This window comes from Serratia sp. BNK-33-b, from assembly GCF_048684565.1.
Lineage (GTDB): Bacteria > Pseudomonadota > Gammaproteobacteria > Enterobacterales > Enterobacteriaceae > Serratia > Serratia marcescens.
Window position 1 is genome coordinate 14652 of record NZ_JBLQTZ010000002.1, and the last position, 19650, is coordinate 34301.

31 protein-coding genes are annotated in these 19650 nt (G+C 62.3%); 28 read left to right on the top strand and 3 right to left on the bottom strand.

From position 1 onward, the window contains the following. Positions 1–76: 76 nt before the first annotated feature. The 15 genes from ACMGGK_RS24680 to ACMGGK_RS24750 all read left to right on the top strand — a co-directional run bounded on the left by ACMGGK_RS24680 (position 77) and on the right by ACMGGK_RS24750 (position 6694). Positions 77–370: a hypothetical protein gene (locus tag ACMGGK_RS24680; RefSeq protein WP_248069006.1), complete on the top strand. Its 294-nt coding sequence runs from the start codon at positions 77–79 to the stop codon at positions 368–370. 18 nt (positions 371–388) lie between these two features. Beyond that, positions 389–808: a DUF6573 family protein gene (locus ACMGGK_RS24685; RefSeq protein ID WP_248069009.1), complete on the top strand. Its 420-nt coding sequence runs from the start codon at positions 389–391 to the stop codon at positions 806–808. Positions 809–866: 58 nt separating this feature from the next. Next, the gene (locus ACMGGK_RS24690) at positions 867–1418 is read left to right on the top strand and encodes a hypothetical protein (protein ID WP_043298195.1); all 552 of its coding nucleotides are present in this window, start codon (positions 867–869) and stop codon (positions 1416–1418) included. A gap of 173 nt (positions 1419–1591) precedes the next feature. Next, on the top strand, positions 1592–1816 hold the full coding sequence (locus tag ACMGGK_RS24695) for a hypothetical protein (protein ID WP_043298249.1): 225 nt from the start codon (positions 1592–1594) through the stop codon (positions 1814–1816). Between the two features lie 22 nt (positions 1817–1838). Beyond that, positions 1839–2105, top strand: a complete 267-nt coding sequence (locus ACMGGK_RS24700; RefSeq protein ID WP_248069012.1) for a hypothetical protein — start codon at positions 1839–1841, stop codon at positions 2103–2105. 85 nt (positions 2106–2190) lie between these two features. Then, positions 2191–2331, top strand: a complete 141-nt coding sequence (locus ACMGGK_RS24705; RefSeq protein ID WP_155033720.1) for a hypothetical protein — start codon at positions 2191–2193, stop codon at positions 2329–2331. Positions 2332–2400: 69 nt separating this feature from the next. Then, positions 2401–2781: a hypothetical protein gene (locus ACMGGK_RS24710; RefSeq protein ID WP_248069014.1), complete on the top strand. Its 381-nt coding sequence runs from the start codon at positions 2401–2403 to the stop codon at positions 2779–2781. 9 nt (positions 2782–2790) lie between these two features. Beyond that, positions 2791–3075 carry a hypothetical protein gene (locus tag ACMGGK_RS24715; protein WP_205684878.1) on the top strand — a complete coding sequence of 95 codons (285 nt, stop codon included), beginning with the start codon at positions 2791–2793 and terminating at the stop codon, positions 3073–3075. Next, positions 3072–3284, top strand: a complete 213-nt coding sequence (locus tag ACMGGK_RS24720; protein WP_071446356.1) for a hypothetical protein — start codon at positions 3072–3074, stop codon at positions 3282–3284. Before ACMGGK_RS24715 ends, ACMGGK_RS24720 begins: the two co-directional genes overlap by 4 nt. 68 nt (positions 3285–3352) lie before the next feature. Next, positions 3353–4039: a PspA/IM30 family protein gene (locus ACMGGK_RS24725; protein WP_137040497.1), complete on the top strand. Its 687-nt coding sequence runs from the start codon at positions 3353–3355 to the stop codon at positions 4037–4039. After that, a complete protein-coding gene (locus ACMGGK_RS24730) occupies positions 4036–4515 on the top strand; it encodes a hypothetical protein (protein WP_272688270.1) in 480 nt (159 codons plus the stop codon). The genes ACMGGK_RS24725 and ACMGGK_RS24730 overlap by 4 nt, the downstream gene beginning before the upstream one ends. Positions 4516–4565: 50 nt before the next feature. After that, positions 4566–5057 (top strand): hypothetical protein, encoded by a 492-nt coding sequence (locus ACMGGK_RS24735; protein ID WP_272688271.1) that lies wholly within the window; start codon positions 4566–4568, stop codon positions 5055–5057. Further along, positions 5054–5392 carry a hypothetical protein gene (locus tag ACMGGK_RS24740; RefSeq protein ID WP_272688272.1) on the top strand — a complete coding sequence of 113 codons (339 nt, stop codon included), beginning with the start codon at positions 5054–5056 and terminating at the stop codon, positions 5390–5392. Before ACMGGK_RS24735 ends, ACMGGK_RS24740 begins: the two co-directional genes overlap by 4 nt. Next, the gene (locus ACMGGK_RS24745; protein WP_272688273.1) at positions 5389–5652 is read left to right on the top strand and encodes a hypothetical protein; all 264 of its coding nucleotides are present in this window, start codon (positions 5389–5391) and stop codon (positions 5650–5652) included. Before ACMGGK_RS24740 ends, ACMGGK_RS24745 begins: the two co-directional genes overlap by 4 nt. A gap of 607 nt (positions 5653–6259) precedes the next feature. Continuing rightward, the gene (locus tag ACMGGK_RS24750) at positions 6260–6694 is read left to right on the top strand and encodes a hypothetical protein (RefSeq protein WP_272688274.1); all 435 of its coding nucleotides are present in this window, start codon (positions 6260–6262) and stop codon (positions 6692–6694) included. A 313-nt stretch (positions 6695–7007) separates the two neighbouring features. Here ACMGGK_RS24750 and ACMGGK_RS24755 read toward each other — a convergent pair whose 3' ends face one another. The 3 genes from ACMGGK_RS24755 to ACMGGK_RS24765 are packed head-to-tail and all read right to left on the bottom strand — an operon-like array spanning position 7008 to position 8258. Then, positions 7008–7643, bottom strand: a complete 636-nt coding sequence (locus ACMGGK_RS24755; RefSeq protein WP_272688275.1) for a recombinase family protein — start codon at positions 7641–7643, stop codon at positions 7008–7010. Beyond that, entirely contained in the window at positions 7640–8047 is a 408-nt protein-coding gene (locus ACMGGK_RS24760; protein ID WP_071446559.1) for a DNA-binding protein, read from the bottom strand. Before ACMGGK_RS24760 ends, ACMGGK_RS24755 begins: the two co-directional genes overlap by 4 nt. A 10-nt stretch (positions 8048–8057) precedes the next feature. Further along, entirely contained in the window at positions 8058–8258 is a 201-nt protein-coding gene (locus tag ACMGGK_RS24765; RefSeq protein WP_272688276.1) for a hypothetical protein, read from the bottom strand. Positions 8259–8693: 435 nt separating this feature from the next. Here ACMGGK_RS24765 and ACMGGK_RS24770 point away from each other — a divergent pair, with 435 nt between their 5' ends. From ACMGGK_RS24770 to ACMGGK_RS24830, 13 genes are all read left to right on the top strand, one after another. Then, positions 8694–9035 (top strand): antitoxin VbhA family protein, encoded by a 342-nt coding sequence (locus ACMGGK_RS24770; RefSeq protein ID WP_248069139.1) that lies wholly within the window; start codon positions 8694–8696, stop codon positions 9033–9035. Continuing rightward, the gene (locus tag ACMGGK_RS24775) at positions 9013–10005 is read left to right on the top strand and encodes a Fic family protein (protein ID WP_248069136.1); all 993 of its coding nucleotides are present in this window, start codon (positions 9013–9015) and stop codon (positions 10003–10005) included. The genes ACMGGK_RS24770 and ACMGGK_RS24775 overlap by 23 nt, the downstream gene beginning before the upstream one ends. Before the next feature lie 71 nt (positions 10006–10076). Next, positions 10077–11510 (top strand): replication protein RepA, encoded by a 1434-nt coding sequence (locus ACMGGK_RS24780; protein ID WP_248069133.1) that lies wholly within the window; start codon positions 10077–10079, stop codon positions 11508–11510. Positions 11511–11513: 3 nt separating this feature from the next. Further along, positions 11514–11990, top strand: a complete 477-nt coding sequence (locus tag ACMGGK_RS24785) for a thermonuclease family protein (protein WP_420278119.1) — start codon at positions 11514–11516, stop codon at positions 11988–11990. Positions 11991–12759: 769 nt separating this feature from the next. Continuing rightward, entirely contained in the window at positions 12760–14112 is a 1353-nt protein-coding gene (locus ACMGGK_RS24790) for a DUF3560 domain-containing protein (RefSeq protein WP_272688279.1), read from the top strand. An 84-nt stretch (positions 14113–14196) separates the two neighbouring features. Next, on the top strand, positions 14197–14379 hold the full coding sequence (locus tag ACMGGK_RS24795; RefSeq protein ID WP_043298235.1) for a hypothetical protein: 183 nt from the start codon (positions 14197–14199) through the stop codon (positions 14377–14379). A 3-nt stretch (positions 14380–14382) separates the two neighbouring features. Next, a complete protein-coding gene (locus ACMGGK_RS24800) occupies positions 14383–14787 on the top strand; it encodes a hypothetical protein (RefSeq protein ID WP_248069125.1) in 405 nt (134 codons plus the stop codon). Positions 14788–14817: 30 nt separating this feature from the next. Then, entirely contained in the window at positions 14818–15117 is a 300-nt protein-coding gene (locus ACMGGK_RS24805) for a hypothetical protein (RefSeq protein ID WP_043298233.1), read from the top strand. A gap of 18 nt (positions 15118–15135) precedes the next feature. Next, positions 15136–15804 (top strand): hypothetical protein, encoded by a 669-nt coding sequence (locus ACMGGK_RS24810; RefSeq protein ID WP_248069122.1) that lies wholly within the window; start codon positions 15136–15138, stop codon positions 15802–15804. Between the two features lie 2 nt (positions 15805–15806). Next, positions 15807–16127 (top strand): hypothetical protein, encoded by a 321-nt coding sequence (locus ACMGGK_RS24815; RefSeq protein ID WP_071446566.1) that lies wholly within the window; start codon positions 15807–15809, stop codon positions 16125–16127. Between the two features lie 318 nt (positions 16128–16445). Next, positions 16446–16595: a hypothetical protein gene (locus ACMGGK_RS24820; protein ID WP_248069119.1), complete on the top strand. Its 150-nt coding sequence runs from the start codon at positions 16446–16448 to the stop codon at positions 16593–16595. A 184-nt stretch (positions 16596–16779) separates the two neighbouring features. After that, positions 16780–18054, top strand: a complete 1275-nt coding sequence (locus ACMGGK_RS24825; RefSeq protein ID WP_420277506.1) for a DNA cytosine methyltransferase — start codon at positions 16780–16782, stop codon at positions 18052–18054. A 1237-nt stretch (positions 18055–19291) separates the two neighbouring features. After that, complete coding sequence (locus tag ACMGGK_RS24830; RefSeq protein ID WP_043298227.1) at positions 19292–19648, top strand: single-stranded DNA-binding protein; 357 nt, start codon at positions 19292–19294, stop codon at positions 19646–19648. Positions 19649–19650: the final 2 nt, after the last annotated feature.

Sequence of the window (19650 nt, forward strand, 5' to 3'; positions counted from 1 at the left end):
GGCCGGGCTTCCTACGGGCAATCACGGCGAAAGGCACTCAGCGAAGCAAATGTTCAACCAACAGGCGAGGTCCGACATGAATCACCACCAGAAAAATCAAAAGCCGGCTCAAGCATCTAGCAAAGCAAATGTAGAAGCCCAAAGCCTCAGAAGCTACCGCGTCGAGGCCAGCACCACGAACCCGGAAACCCGCGCCCACTTCGAGCACCTGCACGACTACCACGTCGCTATCTGCCGCAAGAAGGCTAACGGCCACGCGCGCAACTTCTGGACCGCTGGCTATTGGGTCGAGGTGTACGACAACGAAACCAACGAACTGTTGGCCGGCCCCATCGACCCGGATTCCCCCCTTCCCTCTTACATCGTCTGACTTTTGGAGGCCGCAGCCATGACCAACAACACCGCCCCGCTGTTCAACGCCGAAGACGTGATTTCGGCTTACACGCGCGCCCAAGGGATCGCCGACGGCGTGCTGGTAGACGTGACGGAAACCGCCCGCGAAGCCGGGTTCCGCATCCCCGTTGCGCTGACCCGTGCCGCATGGGCCGATTGCGTCGAGTGGACCGAGGCCGACGAGGCCCGCAAGGCAACCACGCAGGACGAAGCCGGCCGCCTTTGGGACGTGGTTTGGATGGCCCACCTTGCCGCGCGCACCGCTGGCAACGTCGAGCGCTGTTTGTTCGACCTGTACCGCGTGCCGCGCGAGGGCCGAGGCAACCGCCCGCGCCGTGTCTCGCTGGCGATGCAGATCGGCCCCGGAGACAACGCCGAACCCGTCATCACCATCATGCAGCCGAACGAAGACTAAGCCGCCCAGGTGCCCCGCAAGGGGCACCCACAGCCACCGAACAACAGGAGCCGACACCATGAAGACCCGCCAAATTCCGCAGAACGCCGAAACCCGCGAATTTCCCGCCGCCGCCGTCATCGCCTATTGCTTCCAGAGCGCGAACGGCCCTGCGTTCGTCGCCTACAAGGGCCGCCAGTCCAAGCCCGCGCAGCGCTACGCCTTCGGCAGCGCCGAGCGCCGCGACCGCTATCTGTCCGATTACGTCGCCCGCGAAACTGAGTACGAGGAAGCCAAGCGCGCCCGCCGTCAGGCAGCGCACGGGCTGGCCGTCGGCGACATCGTTTATTCGGTGTGGGGCTACGAGCAAACCAACGTCACCTTTTATCAGGTCGTGCGCGTGCCGTCCGACCGTTCCGCCGTCGTGCGCAAGATCGCGGCCGACATCACCGAGCAGCCGGCCGGCAGCATGACCGGGACCAGCACGCCCCGGCCCGACGACTTCGACCCGATGGCGAAAGAGGAAACGCACCGCGCGACCGGCTGGCACGCATTGAACGCCGGCAAGTCGGGGCGCGGCAGCTTGAGCAAGTGGGACGGCCGCCCGTGCCGCGTGACTTGGTACGCCTGACCGCCCGCCATGGCGACAGAGGGACCGCGACCAGGACGCGGCCCCGTCGCCAACCCGGCACCCTGTTTTTGTTGTTTTAGAGTCGCGTTTCTTGCATTTCAGATTACCAAGATGGTATAATTTGGTTATCGAGTTAGGCGATATTGGTCGCCACCGACAAAGGAGCTTGGAGCATGAAGACCATCGACATCACACCGACCTGGGGCGAGTGGGCAAACGTCTATCGCCGGCTTGCCGAGAGCGGCGAAGCGAACGCCATTCGTGAACTGCGCCCGGACTTCGCCCGCGCCTTCGCTGCTGCGCAAGCGCTACAAGCCATTCAATCCAAGCTCCCCGACGACCTGAACGAAATCGCCTGCCAGATCGTCGCCGAGGAAATGAAGAAGCAAGGCTTCTAACTGATCGCCGAGGGAACAAACCATGAACGCACAGCGCCGCAAACAGATTGAAGACATCAAAGCCCGCATTGCGGCGCTGTTGTCGCAGGCCGAGGACATCAAGAGCGATGTAGAGGCCATCCGCGACGAGGAACAGGACTACCGCGACAACATGCCGGAAGCCTTCGCAGAGGGCGAGAAAGGCGAGAAGGCCGACGCCGCTATCGAGGCGCTGGAACAGGTCATTCAAGACCTTGAGAGCCTGACAGAAAACGACTTTGACGGCCCGCTGGACACGGCCGCCGAGTAAGCCAAGGGGCACAGAAACAAGATTCCCCGGCATGGCTGCAACCATCCGGGGAGTGACCGCCAAACCAGTTCTAAGGAGGAAAGCGATGCCGGATATTAACAAGATTGCCGAGGAAATTCGACGGTCCTTTGCGACGGGCCAACCCTGCACCGTGCCCATGATGACCGTGCGCGACCTGCGCCGCCTGCTGGTCCTGCTTGAAGACGACGTGCGCGCCGCAGCCTAACCGCCGAGGCTTGGCGACAGAAAGCCCGCCAGGCCTCGCCCCTTTTGTCACCAATACGGAGTTTTGCAAATGAAGAAGCCTATCCAGACGGTCCCGGTCGATACGAGCAGCCTTGAATCGCTGCCGGCATCCACGGTGCAAACAATCCTCGCTAACGCTACCGTGCGGATTGATCTTGCCGACACCTATCAGCAGGTCCACGACTTCACGGCCGCAGGTGCGGCCCGGTTCGCCGCGTTCCTCGCCGAAGCCGGCGCGGATGGCCTCAGCGCCGACGCTTGCCGCATGGCGTGCCTGGGCGTGATCGAGGACAACTTGAACAGCACCACGGGCGGGCCGCTGGCCTGGGAACTGAACGCCGGCAGCAGCCGCGACGGCAAGGCGCACACGTTCACCGCCGACCATGACGACCTCATTATCGAAACCGTGACGCCGGACGACCGCGCGTAAGGACTGACCATGCAAAGCATGACCTTGGAGCAGTTGCGCACCACGCACGAAGCCGGCGGACTGGCCGCCGCGCAGATCGTCGGCCAAGGCCGCGTGTTCGTCGTGACGGCCGACGCACGGGCCGGCGGCCGTGTCGTCTTGGTTCGGCATTCCGACCGGCAGCCGCGCACGTTCAGCGATGCCGGAACGGCCCTCAAGCTGCTGCGCGATGTCGGTTTCGCCACTGTCACCGCTGACATGGCCGCATGGCGGCCAGAGCAGGCCGAAATATCGGCCAGGAGGAAGAAGGAGTGAAGACCCTACGCATCGCCGTTGCCGCCCTTGTGGTGGCCCTCACGGGCTGCGCAAACGGCCCCTACTACTACGGCGGGACCGGCTACCGCATGCACAACATCGGCGGCCTTCCCATTTCCGCGTCGCTCGGCATGAACGTGACGCCCACAGGTTTGATGTTCAGCCCGAACATCGTTGTCAGCCCGTCCTTTGTGGACTGGCGAAAGTAAGCGGCAGGCCCCGGCGCTGGAACGCCGAAGCCCGCCTAACCATCCCCAAACTGCAAGGAGTTTGAACCATGGCTACCTCGATCTTAAATCGCCTCGCCCGACTGTTTAAGGCCCGTGCGCATGACGCGCTCGACAACATCGAAGACCCCGGCGCAGTCGCCCGCCAGATGGTGCGCGACCTCGCCGCCGAAATCGCCAAGCACGAAGAAGCCGTGGCATCCGTCATCGGCGATCAAAAGGTGCTCATCAAGAAGCGCGACGACGCCAAGCAGGAGGCGGCCGACTGGAACGCAAAGGCCGAGCAGGCCGTGCGCGTGGGCCGCGACGACCTCGCTACCTCAGCGCTTGAGCGTGCCGCCCGCGCCGAGACGAACGGCGCAGCGTTCGACAAGTCGCTGTCGATCCTGTCGCCGAGGGTTGACGCCTTGAAAGCGAAGCTCGCCGACCTTCGCAAGAAGAAGGACGACGCCGACAACGAGGCGGAATTGCTGGATGCCCGCGCCAAGGCCGCCAACGCCACCAGTCGCGCGGCGCGCATCCTGGGCGGTGTCGGCGATAACCCCGTCGATTTCGACAGCGTGCGCGAGCGTGTGAACAAGATCGAGGCCGGGGCCGAAGCGCTGGACGAACTGGCCGACGACAGGAGCGGCGGCAACATCGACGCCGAACTGGCGGCCCTCACGGCGGCCCCGATTGCCGACCGCCTCGCCGCCCTGAAAACGAAGGTCAGCGGCGACGCGGAGGGTGTGAAATGAATGGCCTGCAATCCGCACCCGACGCCTTGTTCGACATGATTTTCAACGTCATGCCGTGGATGTTCGGCATCCTTATTGTGTTCGGTTTTCTCGGGAAGGTTGTCGGGCCGATCATGGATGACATCATTACCGCCCGGCAGAACGACCGAGAGGAACGCCGCAAGCGCGAGGCCAACGCCAAACAGCGCGGCACCCTGGCCGCGACCGAAATCGCCACTCGTGGCGAGTTTGACGACTGGCTAGAGGCCGAAGCGCTGCGCCTGCAAATCGAGTGCGCCGCGCATCCCGACGACCAAGGCCGGGCCGATGCCCTAGCGGCCGTGGAGGCGGCCAAGACCGAGAACGCGGCCCGCATCGTTGCCCTGCATCAGCATGACGACGCGACGCCGGTTAAAAGCAACGGCCCCGAGGCCGTAAAGCAGCAGTGGGAGGCCCTACGGGTCAAGGGTGCCAGTTCGCAGACTGCGGCGGCATAATTACGAACCGCCCGCGACACCCTCGCGGGCTTTTTTTCGAGGCGTACAGCATGAAAGGATTGAAGGGGCCACTTTGGCAAATAAGCATAGGCTTATGGCTTGGCATGGCCGTATTTTTGGGGATCGTCGGGCGATCCTGGCAGGCGTTCGCCGGGTATCTTGCCTTCGCGGCTTTTTTCATCGGTGCCGGACTAGCCGCCGAGGCGGCCCGGTCGCAGCGCAAGCCGCTGCGCATCCTGGGCAAGATGGGCTGCATTGCCGCCGCCTTGGTCATCGTAGGCGCGGTGCTGAATACCGCTGAACGCCTCTATCTGGTCAATGCGGACAGCTACCCGCGATTCCTTGCCCGCAACCTGGGCACGGCCGACATGCACACCATCGACCGGCTGCGCGCCAACGAATGCAAGGACCATCCTGTAGAGGTCTTCGAGAAGAAAAATTACACCTGGGTCATGCGGTGCGGCTTTTCGTGGATCGACGGCCACACCTACATCAGCAACGCCGACCCATTCCGCGAACTTCGCAAGGAGCGTGCGCAATGAGCAAGGCCCGCCGTTTCTTCATCGACTATCTGATGGTCCCGGTCCTGATCCCGGTATTCAGCGCTGCCGCTGCTGTCTACTACGTCAATCAGGAAACCGAGGACTACACCTATCTGTCCTATGCCTGGGCATGGCCGCACGCGAACGAGCACACCCGCCAACTGATCCGGGACGCCATGGCCGACGGAAAAATCAGCCGTTGGGAGTCGGTCGAGCTAGTGCGCGTCGTGCTTGACGACGTGCATGCACTCATGACGTGCCCAGCCGGTTCCGATTGCCGCGACATCACCATCGAGCAGGCCCGCGAGAAGCTACGGGAGACCATGCAGAAATGAACGGCGTACAGACCATTTCTGACGTGTTGTGGTGGCTTCCCTATGTCTGCCTGCCCGTCGCCGCCTTTTGCCTGTATCGCATGAGCAAAGACGCCTATGCCGCATGGTTCCTTTGGCGGCATCGCAACACGCCGATAAGCGATCCAGTGATAGCCAAAGCGCTCGAAGGCGTGAAGCCGCCGCGCTATTGGCTCTATGCCTTGGCCTGGGCGCTGGCCGCGCTCAATTCGATCTACTTGGCCCATCTGGTGACAGCGTGACGGGCGGCCGGCTGCTGTTCCTCACCCTCGCCGTGTTGCTGGCGTCCGTCGCATGGTGGCTGTTGTCGCCCGAGACGTATCGCGCCTTTGGCTGGATAGTCTGCGCGGCACTCGGTGGCACCGCTGCAATCGTGCTGCGTCTTTGGCCTCGCTATGGCGACAGATAACGAACCTGGCCAGCTCGGCCGCGTCACCAATCGAACCCGGCCCCGTGCCGGGTTTTTCTTTGGCGACAGCTTTGCAGATCCCGGGCGGGCCAGTTGTCACCAACAGCCGGAGCCAGTGTCAAGGGCGACACCGGAGGCCGCAGCCCGGAGCGTAGCGCAGGGACCGGGCGAGGATGGCGGCGAAGCGAACCCTTGATGCTGGTGTAGGCGACCCAAGCCTATGTGAGTGGGGGCAGGGACGAAGGGCAAAGCCCGCCACCCCTGCCCCCCGAGCTTCCCGGCGGCGAGGGCGGGGCGTCCAGAGGGGCAGCGCCCCTTTGGGCAAGCCCGCAGGGCGCGCAGCAAACGAAACTACGCTAACTTACGCTCCCATAATGTTCTTAATCAGGCTCCATAATGGTATATTTTGGAATTCAACTATGTGCATTTTGGAGAGATATATGTCTCAAGAATTTGAGGCCCGTATGAGGGCCATTAAGGAGCTACAAAAGCACCTGACCGACGAAGAATGTCAGGCGCTTTCAGCTTGGGAAGAAAAGCATCTTGGCGACGGTTTGAAGGGGACAGCAGACTGGCCGGGATGGACTGATGTAGCCATACGACGCGCAGCACAAGAGAGTTCGCAATCTGTCACCAAGCTGGCGAACTTCTGCTATTTCGCGGCGTGTTTTCTCACCGTCGGCCTTGCCGGTATTGCCGTTCTCTTTGGCTTATTGGCTGCATTGGATGTTATCGAGTACAGCAAGGGAGCAGCAGCACTTATCGAGAGCAATCTAGACGGTGCCTCGCGGATCGTATTTGTTCTGATGTTCTGTCATGTTGTCGGGAAGTTCATCGCCCGCCAAGGGCTGCGCCGCGCGCAGCTTCCACGCTGACTGTCACCAGTGTTCGGAAATAGCGCAATGGCTCATTCTCCTAAAAACCCGCACCTTGCAGCTTCATCAAAGATAGATTGGCCTAGAGAGTTGCTTGAAAGAGTTCAACAACAGGCGAGCGACGAAGACGAAAACGTGTCTTCCCTCATCCGCAAGGTGATGGCGGCTTACGTCGGGTGGTCCGGGCCTACCCGAAACATCAAGGACTATCGCCCTCCCCTGCCCCCACAATGATGCGCGATGAACCCGGCTACCAGCCGGGTTATTTTTTGGTGACAATTTAGCGCGCTCGAGCGCGGTCAGCCGTCACCATTCAGTCGTCGGACAGTACGCGGCCGTCGGCCTTCGCCATTGCCCACACGCGCTTAACTTGGCTCGCGCTGCATTGGGCGAGCCGCGCCGTGTCGGCAATGCTCTTGCCTGCCGTGCGCAGCGCAATGATGCGTTCATGCGTGCCGGTGTCTTCGCGCCGGCCAGTGTAGCGGCCGGCCGCCTTCGCCAGTTCGACGCCCTGGCGCTGCCGTTCCCGCCGGTCTTCGTAGTCATCGCGTGCAATCTGCAACGCGACGCGCAACAGCATGTCTTGCACGGATTCGAGCACGACCTTGGCAACGCCCTTCGCTTCGGCCGCCAGTTCGGACAGGTCCACCACGCCGGGGACCGACAGCCGCGCGCCCTTGTCCCGGATCGCAGAGACGAGCTTTTCGGCCTCGGCCAGCGGCAGGCGCGATATGCGGTCGATCTTTTCCGCCACGACGACTTCGCCGGGTTGAAGGTCCGAAATCATGCGCAGCAGTTCCGGCCGATCCGCCCGCGCGCCCGATGCCTTTTCGCGGTAGACGCCGGCCACGTAGTAGCCGGCATCCCGCGCCCCGGCCACAAGGCTTTCTTGTCGCTCCAAGTCCTGGCCGTCCGTGCTGACGCGCATGTAGATGCGGGCAACCTTCATCGCGGCGTCTCGGGGTAGTGCTCGCGCAAGTATTCATTCGCCGCTTCGGCCGTGTCGAACGTGCCAACCGTCACCATGTCTTCGTCAGGCCGTTGCGGCATTTTCAGGAGCAAGAATTTCCCGTCCTGGGGACTTCCGACGGGCCGTTCGCGGAAGCGCAGCCACGCCGCTTGTTTCGCTTCGGCCAGTGCGCACGCCGCGTCGTAGTCATCGGCCACGCCAAGATGCGTAGACCGATCCCACGCCCCGCCGTTGAGGCATCGAACGTCGATACGGCCGTCGGCCATCGTCACGCCGAAAGGGTGATCCCACCATGCGTCTAATTGGGCCTTGCTGCGCTGTTCGTTCGGCGTCGAGTCGAACAACTTCGGCAGCTTGGGGTCGAGCGGAATCCGGTTTGCCATGCGTGCCCCCTTATCGCATCGGAGCGGCACCAATGCGCCGCAATGCGTTGTCCACTTCGTCCAGGCCGAACAGGTCGCGGTCAGGCGACGGCTTGCCGGTCAGATCGCAAACCGTGCATGCCGTGCCGTAGGCCGTCACGCGCTCGCGGTGCAGCGCTTGGAGAGCGACGACAACTAAGGTCCGCTCATCCCCTTTAAGGTCTTCGATCATTTGTTCTTTACCCCTTGTGGGCTGCTGCCCCTGAAATAACGGCGATGAATTCGTTCCACTCGCGCGTCTATTGCGTGAAGTTCTCGGACGCTGATTGCAAAAGCGTCTTCCCGATGTAGAACATTACGGCGAAACCATGCGTAGACAGGCGACATCCATAAATCTCGCCAAATCCTGACGCGGTTAGCGCGGCGTAGAAGTTCGCGCATCGCACCGTGAACCGTGCGGTTCCATCGTTGTGTCATGAATCCCCCTTCTGTGGCCAAATTGGGTATGCCTAACTTGGCTATCATCCCATGAATAGCCAAAAACACCAAGCGCCAATGTAAATTGGCTAGTGTATTTTTGGCTAATTAAATTGACCATGTAACGACGTTTGCAGTACAATGTCGTTACGGGCAGAATGCCCTATCCGAATCAGTGACGGAGTGAGCCATGAGCAAAGAAGTAACTATGACGATCCGGGTCGAGCCGGATTTGCGTTCGAGCTTTTCGGAAGCAGCCGAGCTTGAGCACCGTCCCGCCGCCCAGGTGTTGCGCGATTTCATGCGCGAGTATGTCGAGCGGTCCCGTTCGCGCGCCCCGGCCCGTCCCCTCATCAGCGCGGCCGAGCGCAAGCGCCGCGAAGACGCCGTGAACTATGGCCGTTCTTCGGTCGGCCTGGAAGGTTTCAAACTCAGCAAGGCCGACGAGAAGCACGCACAGCGCTTCATCAACGGCGAAATTGACCTGCCCGAGTTCGTGAAGGTGCGCAATGAATCAGCCCAAGAGCGGTAAGCCGCTTTCGGCTGAACAGCGCCAAGCGCTCGAAGCGACGCACACATGGCAGCGCGTCGTTGAATTGCGCCTTGACCCGGTGCGCGGCAACTTCGACGCCGCCCACCTGAAAGAAGTCAACCGCCGCATATTCCAAGACCTTCCCGGCCTGGGCTTTGATGATGTCACGCCGGGCGAGTACCGCCCAGCCGTGGCCGCCGGCAATGACTGGATCAAGAGCCGCAGCCTTGAGACAGTCGCAGCGCCGTCGAACGTCGCCTATTCGCCGATGGACAAGGCGGCGCAAGCCCGCCTTGATGAAGTCTTGAAGGACGCGAACCCGGCCGAGCTATCGAAGCTCAAGCCGGCCGAGTTCACCAAGGCTATCGGCAAGCTCTACGCCGAAGTCGATTACATCCACCCTTTCAGTGACGGCAACAGCCGGACCTTGCGCGAGTTCACCCGCGAGCTTGCCGAGGCATCCGGCTACACGCTCGATTGGGATCGGTTCGGCAAGTCGCCGGGCGGGCGCGATGTTCTCTACATCGCCCGCGACCTCAGCGTGAACGAACTGGCGTTGCCTCATATCCAGCACGCCGGCACAAAGCGCGATGTCGTGTTGAGCATGGACCAGTTTGAAAGCAACCGCGCCTTGCCGGACCTGCTGCGCGATGCGATCCGGCCAAGCCGCGCTATCGCCTTCGAGCAGATGCCCGAGGCCGACGCCATCGAGCTACACCCCGAATTGCGCGAAGCGTTCAAGACCATGCGCACGGCCGCGCAGTATTTCGAGACGAAGATGCCGGACGATGCCGCCGCGCAGCGCAATGCGCTGCTGGCCGTGCGCACGCACGTTCAGGCCAAACTAGACCAGGGCGAGACGAAAGATTTTCGTCAGTCGCCGAGTGAAAGGCAGAAGGGACACAGCACGCCGGCCAAGCAGGCCGACCGCACGCGGGCCGGCCAGCAAGGACCGGAACATGAGCGCTAGAAACAGAAAAGCCGGCAGATCGGGCAATCTGCCGGCTTGCCATCACCACCACATTTAAGGGACAGGCGACGATGACCAGACAACAATCTACCACACGCGGCCGAACACGCAGCAAAAAAACCGACGCCGACGTTTTCGACGAAGCCGGCTACCGTGACGATTTGGTGAAGATCGGCATCGACCTTGAATCGGCAACGATGGTTGCCGCGAAGACCGCCCAGGCGCACCGCGACAACGCCGAGGCCAAGCGACGGCTTGCCGTGCCTACCGTGGGCAAGATCATCGGCGACGCCGACGACGTGACCGCGCAACTCAAAGCGAAGGGCGAAGCCACGGCCAAGGCCGAGGCGCAGCGCGCCTACAGGAAGAAGCAGGAAGCACAACGGCTTTCAGCCGTTGGCGACCTTCTGGCGAAGGACTTCCCCTTGCTTGCAAGGGTTCAGACCGAGGCCCGCGCGAGGGCCGACCAGATGAACGGCCGGCCGACTGGCGCAGTCAAGCCCTACCGGGCTTTCACATCGCCGGCCAAAGACATTACGCCGCCGGCCGAGAAGCCGGCCGCCGCAAAGCGCCGCATCGAAACGCCCATCAAAGCCGTTTTCGATTACCGCTATGCCGAGCTACCCGAGCGCGTGCGCGACCTGATCGAAGCGCACCTTGCCATTGAAGCCGAGGACGCGAAAAGCGCGGGCACGCTCGGTTTCATGACCCGCGCGCTTGCCATTGCGACGCTGCCGCATCGCCGGCTCTCCGAAGACCGCTTCGTGCGCAAGAACGGCGACTTCACCTTGACCATGCTTACCGCGCACCCGGAGGGGTTGCCTTACGGCACCCTGCCCCGGCTGCTGCTGACCTGGGTTGCGACCGAGGCCGTGCAGAAAAAAGAGCGCGTCTTGAGCCTGGGCGACACGCTGGCGTCCTACTTGAATGAACTCGGTCTACACAGCACGGGCGGCAAGCGCGGCGACATCACCCGCTTGAAGCACGCCATGACCACGCTTTTCAGCGCGATCATTTCGTGCCGCTACGAGGGCAAGGATTCCTGGGCGCTGCAAAACGTGCTGCTGGCCGATAAGGTCGAATGGTGGCAGCCGCAGGCCGAGGAAGAAGCCGGCACTTGGCAATCGCGCCTACAGCTTTCGGAGCCGTTCTTTAAGGAGTGCATCGAGCACCCCTTGCCGGTGGACATGCGCGCGATGCGCGTACTTCGTCAATCGCCCTTGGCGCTCGACATTTATGTGTGGCTCACGCACCGCATGAGCTACCTATCAAAGCGCACGACCATCCCATGGGTTTCGTTGTCCGGTCAGTTCGGCGCGGGCTACGCCATCAACGACCAAGGCTTGCGCGACTTCAAGCGCGCATTCCTGCGCGAGTTGAAAAACGTCGTCGCCATCTATCCCGAAGCGAAGTTGTCGGAGTCGCGCAACGGGCTTGTGCTGTACCCAAGCCCTACGCACGTCTTGCCCGACACCACGCCTAAACAACCGTCGCTTCCCTTCTGACCTATGAAGACTTTCGCGCGAGCCGCAGCGCTCGCCCTCATTTTCGCGGCCAGCTCGGCCTATGCTGACATCGCCGGCCGCGTCATCGGCGTCATCGACGGCGACACGCTCGACGTGCTGGTAGACAAGCGCCCCGTGCGCGTGCGGCTTGCGCAGATCGACGCGCCCGAGAAGCGGCAGGCATTCGGAACCCGCGCCCGTCAGGCGCTTTCGTCCCTCACCTTTCGCCAGGACGTGACCGTGACCGAGGCCGGCCCCGACCGTTACGGCCGCACCGTCGGGACCGTCTACGTCGGCGCGGTCAACGTCAACAACGAGCTTGTGCGCCAGGGCATGGCCTGGGCGTATCGCCGCTATGTCACCGATCCGGCCGTGATCCAGATCGAGGCCGAGGCCCGCCGCGAGAAGCGCGGCCTTTGGGCCGATCCTTCGCCCGTCCCACCTTGGGAATTTCGCCGGGCAGGCACCGCCACGCAGTAATCCATGCTCACCCCGGCGCTGCCGGGGCCGGGCTTTCGTGCCGTGCATCGAGCCAGCCGCAAGCGGCAGTCTCGCCCCATTCGGGCATCAATCCCTTTCGTTGCGCCTTGCGGCGCTTGGCGTCTGACACACATACCCACCGCCCGCTGCGGATGTATGGGGCATCCTTCGCAAGCCGTGGATATGTGGACAGCGCCCATAGGCCGGCATGGTGACGGCCACGCCGACCAGGTTGCGCCAGGCTGTCACCAGTCGCCCGCCCGCTCATGGTGACGGCCGGACTTCCTGCAGCGCTTCGCGCTGTCACCAGTCCGGCCATTGCGCCCGCTTGGTGACAGATCCCGCCGGCGCCGGCGGGAAGTTCGTCACCAATGCCGCACGCGCTCATTTTCTTGGTGACAGGCCCGCGCGATCGAGGCGGCCGCGGTGTCACCAGTGCGCCGCCTTCGGCAGCACTTCAAGCCCCGCTGCGCGGGTCCAGTTCGCAGGGCATAGCCCAGCCCTACTCGGTGCTCATGTCCGTATCCGCCTACGGCGGAGGTTGAACAAACAGCCGCTTCGCTGACCACCTTTCGCCTGCCCTAAACGGTAGCCCGGCCGGGCCGGCCCGCAAGGGTTCGCTACGCCGGAATCCTCACCCGGTCGCCTTCGGCGCTGCGGCTTCCGGTTCCGCCCTTGCAGTCCGGCTTATCCGACCGAGCTTCCTACGGGCAATCACGGCGAAAGGCACTCAGCGAAGCAATGTTCAACCACTAAGGCGGATACCGACATGAATCACCACCAAGAAATTCAAAGTCAAAAGCCGGCTCAAGCATCTAGCAAAGCAATGTTTGACAGCCAAAACCCGAAGACCGGGCGGACTGCAAAGCAGGCCGAATTGCAACACAAGGCGCTGACGAATGCGGTTACTGGTGAAAGCATGGCGAACTATCAAGCCATCTTCGAGGGTTTCGCAGCAATGGGCATCGACCCGGACGACGTGAAGCCGCGCGAGAACGTCTTTACCTTCAACGCATGGAAAGCCCTGGGCCGCGTGGTGAAGAAGGGCCAACACGGCGTGCGTATCGTGACCGTGATCCCTTGCACCAAGAAGGACGAGCAGACCGGCGAGGAAGTGCCCGTGAAGAAGCCGAAGACCACAACCGTTTTCCATATCTCGCAGACCGAACCGCTCGACGGCCCGCGCAAGGACGACGACAGCGAGGCCCAAGCCGAGCAGCCGGCTAAGATCGAGGACGCACCCGCAGCCGAGGAAAGCGCCCAGGCAGCACCGGACGCGGCCGAGGCCATCGAGGCCGAGGAACGCCCCTTGAACCGTTACGAGCAGCGCCTAGCCGACAAGAAGGCCCGGTACGAGGAACGCGCCGAACGTGCCGCCCGCGACAGCGAAAGCACCTACCGCAAGGCCCGGCAGATGGGCGAAGCTATCCCCTTCGGCCAGCCGATCCTAGTCGGCCACCACAGCGAGAAGCGGGACCGGAATTACCGCGACCGCATCCATAACACCTATGGGAAGGCGTTTGCGCTGCAAGACAAGGCCAAGCACTACGAGCAGAAAGCCGCATCCGTGGGCACTGGCGGCATTTCCAGCGACGACCCCGACGCTATCGACAAGCTGCGCGCCGAACTGGCCGACATGGAGAAGTCACAGGAGCGCATGAAGGCGGCAAACAAGGCCATTCGCACCAATAAAACCGCCGAAACGCAGGTAGCGGCATTAGTCGCCCTCGGGTTTAGTGAGAAGCAGGCCGCGCAACTCTTGGAAAAAGACTTTTGCGGGCGTATTGGCTTCCCCGACTACGCGCTGACCAACAACAACGGGAACATGCGCAGGGTCAAAGGCCGCATTGCCGAGCTTGAGAAGCGCCGGCAACGGGCGGACGTGGAGCGCACCGGCCAGGGCTTCACCTACCGCGAGGACACCGAAGAAAACCGCGTGATGTTTGTTTTCGACGGTAAGCCGGACGAAGCGACGCGCCAAATCTTGCGCTCGCATGGGTTCCGGTTCAGCCCAAGCCGCGACGGTAAGCCGTGGGTTCGGCAACTGAATAACGCCGGAATCTGGAACGGACAGCGGGTTTTCGAGGCGCTAAATGCGGCTCGAAATGGTGACAACAACTAGCCAATATGGTATATTTTGGACGTGCTCTAGTGTCCAAAGCGGTCGGCCGGGTTTCCCGGTCGGCCAGCCCGGAAGGAGGCAAGCATGAAATTTCTAGATGACCTGATCGTGAGCATTGCGACGCGAATCATTCGCGGAATTTTCGCCGTGGGCACTGGCCTTGTGTACGTCCAATTCGTGGGGCTGGCCTTCGTGCTGGCGATGTTTGGCACCGTCGGTTTTGCGGTGCTTGTGGCGGCCTTCAAGACCGCACTGTTTGGAGCTTAACGCATGGCAACCAAGACAAATAAGGCACATACGGCCGAACTGGTGAAGCTCTCCGCTGAACTGCCCGCGCTGATTGACGCCCTGGAAGTCGAAATTCAAACCGTGACGCAGCGTATGGCCGCGCTCAAGAAAGCCGGCCTCATTTACGCTTCGGAACACTGGCGGAAGGATGCCGAGGGCAACCCGAAATATTTCTATTTGCTGTATCCGCAGCAGCCCGGCGAGCCGCGCAAGCGCGAATATGTCGGATGCGATGCGGATCGCATCGAGGAGGCCCGCGCCGGCATCGCACGGGCCAAGGAATACGACGAATGCGGCGCGGTCCTGGCGGGCCTCAATAGCCGCGTGCATCACGTCATCCAGGCGATGCAAGACGCACGCCGCTACCTTACCGGCAAGCGCTGGTAAGCCTTTCCGCCGCCTTGGAGACTGCCCCACATGGATATGTCACACGGCTTCATCCCCCAAGCGCTGGACGCGGCAGTGTCCGCGCTTGATGCCCTCGCCTCGGGCGAAGGCGTGCGCCACGATGACCTAATCGCGGGCGCTATCGCAATCGAAATGCTGGCCGCCCAAGCCGGGCAACCGCATCACCGCCGCACCGGCATGGATGCAGCCGTGCGCGGGCTTCGCATCCTGGCGACGCGCGCAAGCGTCTCAGGGAGCCACCACGGCCGGCGCGCTGCCGTCAGCTTCGCCGCAATCGTGCGCGACGTGCGTCGCGCTTTCACTCACTAACCACCACAGGGACCGACTATGTTCATTCACCCCCGCCAACCCGTGGCGTTCTTCAACGCCCGCTTGCTCGACATCGTTTCCGATCCCGAGCAGCACGGCAGCGACCGCCTATTGTTCGAGTACCAGGGCAACACGTTCGAGAAGCCGACATTCGCCGGCAGTGCCGAGCGTGCGGCCAAGGCCAAGGCCGAAGGCGGCAAGCCGTTGGCCGAGGTCGGCCAGATCGGCGTCATCATGAACGCCGATCCCGGTAGCGATTTCCCGATGTACCGCTTTCAGCCGTACATGGACCAGAGCTTGCGCCGGGCCTTCGAGCTTGACGTGTTCGAGCACGTCGCGCCCGTCGGCTCGCCCAGGTACAACGCCGAGCGCATCGGCTGGCGCAATGCCGCGTGCATTGATGGTTTCTTGGCCCCGGCCGGCATCATCCCCGGCGAGAACGGCCGTTTCATCGAAGACACGACCGAAGGCGTCGAACTGGACGTGCCGCGCGAGTTCTTCGAGCTTTGCGCGCAGTTCAAACGGACGCCCGAGGAAGTCTTGCGCGGCTTCATCGCCGACGCGGCCGGCCTGATGAACTATTTCCGCGAACCGCGCGCCGATGGATACAGCAGCAACGGCAGCGACGAGCGCGATATGGCCTACAGCTACATCGAACGCGCCTATGGCATGTTCCGGGAGGACTGACCATGCAGACAGCACCACCGAAGAAGCGCAGCAAGATCAAGCTCGCCGGCCTAATTCTGTTCGCCCTCGGCGGATGGGGCGCGGCGGTCATCACGGGCATGGGCCTGGGCGCGGCCAAAAATCAGGCCGTCAAGGACCAGCAGGAAGCGCAGGTATGGAAGGCCAAGGCCGGCAAGGCATACACCGAGCTTTTGCTTGCAAAAGCTGGCAAGGCCGAACAAATCACCATCCCGGCCGGCTCGCTGTTGGAATGCGTGAGCACCGACGACAACCCGCCGAAAGTCGATTGCGGCGGCTTCATCCTGCCGCCGGCCGACTACTGACCATTGGCGACAGCATGACGACTTGGCCAGCTCGGCCGCGTCACCAGTCCGAACCCGGCCCCGAGCCGGGTTTTTTAATGGCGACAGCTTCGGAGATCCAGGGCGGGCCAGTTGTCACCATCGGCCGGAATCGGTGTCAAGGGCGGGACCGGAGGCCGCAGCCCGGAGCGCAGCGCAGGGACCGGGCGAGGATGCCGGCGAAGCGAACCCTTGATGCCGATGGAGTGCTCCCACCCTCACGGCAGGGATGCAGGGAGTCTTACCCCCTGCATCCCTGCCCCCCGGCGAGGGCGGGAAGTCCAGAGGGGCAGCGCCCCTTTGGGCAAGGGCGAAGCCCGCGCAGCCAAGGCCGCGCTTATGGCGGCCGGCGATGCCGGCCAGTATGACCGCATGGCCTTCGGCCCCGCGCGTGCTGCTGTCGGCGTGGAAAAGCCGGTGATCGCGCTCCACCCTCGCCCTTCGTTCTAAGCACGTCGCCCCTGCCCCCTGGGCCGCCTCTTTTCGACGCATAGCACACGTCATCCAGGCCGCAAGGGTTCGGCTTCGCCCACGTCCTCACCCGGTCCCGCTGCGCGGGCTGCGGCTTCCGGGCGTGCCCTTGCGTCCTTCCTTCCGCGTGCAGGCCATGCGTCGAGGCGGCTCCAGAGAGCAGATGCAACAGAACGAAGGACAAGGGCGAACCATGAGCGCAATCACCATCCACACCGACAACAGCACGAACAGCGCGGGCTTTCCCCCCGCACCCCCCGAGGCTCACCAAAGAGCAGTTGTGCGACTTCTGGAAAATGGCACCGCTCCCGAGCACGTCACTACGGGCGTAGACGACCGCGAGTTGAGCCAGATTGTCGAGGAATTCAACGCAGCGCAGGCCGTCATGATGGAGGGCGAACACGCCGTATCCAACGTGTTCCAGCCGCCCGCAAAAAACGACGTGGTGCGCCTGAACGAAAAGGCACGGGTCTATCACAAATTGCACGGATGGATGACCCCGGCCGAGGCCAAGGAACGCATTGGCGAGTGGAAGAAGCGCGCCATTGCGCAAGGCACGGACGCCGCGATTTACAGCGAGAACAGCCAGAAGGTTGTGTTGTCGCTATTCGACCTGTCGGGCGAGTGGTCCAAGCCTTGGGAGGAAGCCGGCTACCAAGTCTATCGCTTCGACATTCAGGCCGATGCCGAAGTGGGAGACGTGAACAACTTTTCGGTTGATTTCTTCGGGGATTGGTTCGGCGATTTTGACGGGCTGGACATCTATGCAGTTCTGGCCGCGTGCCCCTGCACTGACTTCGCGGTAAGCGGCGCGCGGCATTTCGCAGCCAAGGACGCCGACGGCCGCACGATTGCGAGCGTGAATCTGGTCCACCAGACATTGCGCGTAATCGAGTATTTCAAGCCGTGTTTGTGGGCAATCGAAAACCCTGTCGGCCGTATCGAAGCGCTATGCGGCCTTCCTCAATGGCGGCTGTCGTTCGACCCGAACCACTTGGGCGACCCGTACACCAAGAAAACGCTCATCTGGGGCCGCTTCAATGCTGATTTGCCGATAGCGCCGGTAGAGCCTACCGAGGGATCGAAGATGCACCGCCTCTATGGTGGCAAGAGCTTGGCGACGAAGAACGCCCGCAGTGTGACACCGGAAGGCTTCGCCTACGGGTTTTTCATGGCGAACAATGCGCACGACCATCCTGCGATGGCTGTAGCAAACAAGTATGACCGGCTGGACCGCGACGCGATCCGCCATGCCATCGACGCCGGCATCACTCCCGAGCAAATCGACGCGGCCGTGGAGGATGCCTATTACATGGACATGGACGACGACACGGCCAATGCAGCTATCCGCGAAATGACCCCGGCTAGCCATCGCCGCGCCCCGAGCGTTGCCGCCGTGCGAGCGCCGGCCGCTCAACAGATGGCGTTTGCTTGGTGACAGGCCGAGAACCTGGCCAACTGCACCGCGTCACCAAAACGAACCCGGCAACAAGCCGGGTTCTTTGCATGGCTGTCCAGACGATCCAGAGCACGTAGGAGCAGCGAACGGACAACCCTGTAGGGCCACACGGGGCGCAGGCTACGGCCGCGCCACGGGCCGCCGGAGAGGCCCGCAGGGCCATTCGTGAGAGAGGACAGGCCCACGTAGCGCTTGTGGATAAGCCTGTTGTTACATCACTTTATCCACGCTGAAATTGTCTTGCTCGCAGTGCTTTGATTTTGCGGCGGAAAAGTTGCTTATCCACAGAATCGCCCGCTGAAATTGTCTTACAGCCTCACGCTGAAACTGTCTTAGCCACATGCCGCCAAAACACGCGCAAAGCCCCGCCAATGCTGGATATTTTGGCAATCACGAACGGTTCCCCCTGTAGTTCTTTCTTAAAGATATACCTATAAAAATAACCTGTAGGTTTGGCACGTCGTGTTGTGGACACGACGACCAAACACGCCTGCCCTACGTGCCTTCGGCACTCCGCCCCGCCGCCTACGGCGTCGGCCTACGGCGGGCAAGCCCGCCTTCAAAACGTGCCCCCCAAAGGGGGGCGCTTGGCTCCCCCCTTCGGCTCTACGAGCCTGCGCGCTTCGCTTGCAAGAAATGTGTGCCCTTCGGGCACAGACTCTTTTCCAAAAGCTGGCGATTCACCGCCCGAGTAGAGGATGGTCTAAGCGGCCCGGCCGACAAGTCGGCCGCCCTCGCGGCGCAAGCGCCGCGACCCTTCGGGCGCTAAGACCCGGACAAATCACGCCCGACCGGCAGAGCCGGCCGGCCGCTCAGCCGGGTTCGTGTGCGAACCATCCTTGAACCGTCCGCGCAGGTTGAGAGGCCGAAAAAGAGGTTTGGCAATGAAAGGGGTGTCTCGGTTCGACCGGATTGCCCCGTAGGACCGCCAGAGAGGCCCGCCAAGGCCGTTTTAAGGACTTTTTGATACCGAGGGTGCGGCAAGCGGAAAAACGCCTTGTAGGGCGTTCTACGGCCGTTTGCGGCGATGTGGCATTTTTGCCGCGTTAGCTCATGCGGCCAGCGGCGATTTTTGGCCGGCGTTGAAAGGGCGCGCGCCGATTTTCGGCGTTTCCCTATTTGTTGTCTTTTTGTTTTCCGGCTGTTGTCTTTTTTGTTTTCCCGGTGTTATACTATGCCTGCGGTCCAATCCTGGCCGCGCCACCTGGAGAATGTCATGCAGAAAAACGTCTTCGTCGGCAACCTTGCCAAGACCCCGACGATTACCGGGACCGGCGACCGCGCCGTGGCCCGCTTTACCCTGATCGCCAACGAGTACGCCGGCAAGGACCGCGAAACCGGCGAAGCCCGCGAACGCTCGGTGTCGATCCAGTTCACCGCCTTCCGAGGCAAGGCCGAATCCATCGCCAAGCACGCCATGCGCGGCGACCAGTTGATTGTCGATTACCGCGTCGAAAACAACGACTACGAGAAGGACGGCGAAACCGTCTACGGCTTCAACTTCATCGTTGAAGACTTCCAGTTCGGTGCGCCGGGCAAAGAAAAACGAGAGCAATTCAAGGCGAGCGTGTGACA

Excerpts from the sequence above, each read along its gene's own strand:
- ACMGGK_RS24680 (WP_248069006.1), top strand. The coding sequence starts at position 77 with ATGAATCACCACCAGAAAAATCAAAAGCCGGCTCAAGCATCTAGCAAA.
- ACMGGK_RS24685 (WP_248069009.1), top strand. The coding sequence starts at position 389 with ATGACCAACAACACCGCCCCGCTGTTCAACGCCGAAGACGTGATTTCG.
- ACMGGK_RS24690 (WP_043298195.1), top strand. The coding sequence starts at position 867 with ATGAAGACCCGCCAAATTCCGCAGAACGCCGAAACCCGCGAATTTCCC.
- ACMGGK_RS24695 (WP_043298249.1), top strand. The coding sequence starts at position 1,592 with ATGAAGACCATCGACATCACACCGACCTGGGGCGAGTGGGCAAACGTC.
- ACMGGK_RS24700 (WP_248069012.1), top strand. The coding sequence starts at position 1,839 with ATGAACGCACAGCGCCGCAAACAGATTGAAGACATCAAAGCCCGCATT.
- ACMGGK_RS24705 (WP_155033720.1), top strand. The coding sequence starts at position 2,191 with ATGCCGGATATTAACAAGATTGCCGAGGAAATTCGACGGTCCTTTGCG.
- ACMGGK_RS24710 (WP_248069014.1), top strand. The coding sequence starts at position 2,401 with ATGAAGAAGCCTATCCAGACGGTCCCGGTCGATACGAGCAGCCTTGAA.
- ACMGGK_RS24715 (WP_205684878.1), top strand. The coding sequence starts at position 2,791 with ATGCAAAGCATGACCTTGGAGCAGTTGCGCACCACGCACGAAGCCGGC.
- ACMGGK_RS24725 (WP_137040497.1), top strand. The coding sequence starts at position 3,353 with ATGGCTACCTCGATCTTAAATCGCCTCGCCCGACTGTTTAAGGCCCGT.
- ACMGGK_RS24730 (WP_272688270.1), top strand. The coding sequence starts at position 4,036 with ATGAATGGCCTGCAATCCGCACCCGACGCCTTGTTCGACATGATTTTC.
- ACMGGK_RS24735 (WP_272688271.1), top strand. The coding sequence starts at position 4,566 with ATGAAAGGATTGAAGGGGCCACTTTGGCAAATAAGCATAGGCTTATGG.
- ACMGGK_RS24740 (WP_272688272.1), top strand. The coding sequence starts at position 5,054 with ATGAGCAAGGCCCGCCGTTTCTTCATCGACTATCTGATGGTCCCGGTC.
- ACMGGK_RS24745 (WP_272688273.1), top strand. The coding sequence starts at position 5,389 with ATGAACGGCGTACAGACCATTTCTGACGTGTTGTGGTGGCTTCCCTAT.
- ACMGGK_RS24750 (WP_272688274.1), top strand. The coding sequence starts at position 6,260 with ATGTCTCAAGAATTTGAGGCCCGTATGAGGGCCATTAAGGAGCTACAA.
- ACMGGK_RS24755 (WP_272688275.1), bottom strand. The coding sequence starts at position 7,643 with ATGAAGGTTGCCCGCATCTACATGCGCGTCAGCACGGACGGCCAGGAC.
- ACMGGK_RS24760 (WP_071446559.1), bottom strand. The coding sequence starts at position 8,047 with ATGGCAAACCGGATTCCGCTCGACCCCAAGCTGCCGAAGTTGTTCGAC.
- ACMGGK_RS24765 (WP_272688276.1), bottom strand. The coding sequence starts at position 8,258 with ATGATCGAAGACCTTAAAGGGGATGAGCGGACCTTAGTTGTCGTCGCT.
- ACMGGK_RS24770 (WP_248069139.1), top strand. The coding sequence starts at position 8,694 with ATGAGCAAAGAAGTAACTATGACGATCCGGGTCGAGCCGGATTTGCGT.
- ACMGGK_RS24775 (WP_248069136.1), top strand. The coding sequence starts at position 9,013 with ATGAATCAGCCCAAGAGCGGTAAGCCGCTTTCGGCTGAACAGCGCCAA.
- ACMGGK_RS24780 (WP_248069133.1), top strand. The coding sequence starts at position 10,077 with ATGACCAGACAACAATCTACCACACGCGGCCGAACACGCAGCAAAAAA.
- ACMGGK_RS24785 (WP_420278119.1), top strand. The coding sequence starts at position 11,514 with ATGAAGACTTTCGCGCGAGCCGCAGCGCTCGCCCTCATTTTCGCGGCC.
- ACMGGK_RS24790 (WP_272688279.1), top strand. The coding sequence starts at position 12,760 with ATGAATCACCACCAAGAAATTCAAAGTCAAAAGCCGGCTCAAGCATCT.
- ACMGGK_RS24795 (WP_043298235.1), top strand. The coding sequence starts at position 14,197 with ATGAAATTTCTAGATGACCTGATCGTGAGCATTGCGACGCGAATCATT.
- ACMGGK_RS24800 (WP_248069125.1), top strand. The coding sequence starts at position 14,383 with ATGGCAACCAAGACAAATAAGGCACATACGGCCGAACTGGTGAAGCTC.
- ACMGGK_RS24805 (WP_043298233.1), top strand. The coding sequence starts at position 14,818 with ATGGATATGTCACACGGCTTCATCCCCCAAGCGCTGGACGCGGCAGTG.
- ACMGGK_RS24810 (WP_248069122.1), top strand. The coding sequence starts at position 15,136 with ATGTTCATTCACCCCCGCCAACCCGTGGCGTTCTTCAACGCCCGCTTG.
- ACMGGK_RS24815 (WP_071446566.1), top strand. The coding sequence starts at position 15,807 with ATGCAGACAGCACCACCGAAGAAGCGCAGCAAGATCAAGCTCGCCGGC.
- ACMGGK_RS24825 (WP_420277506.1), top strand. The coding sequence starts at position 16,780 with ATGCAACAGAACGAAGGACAAGGGCGAACCATGAGCGCAATCACCATC.
- ACMGGK_RS24830 (WP_043298227.1), top strand. The coding sequence starts at position 19,292 with ATGCAGAAAAACGTCTTCGTCGGCAACCTTGCCAAGACCCCGACGATT.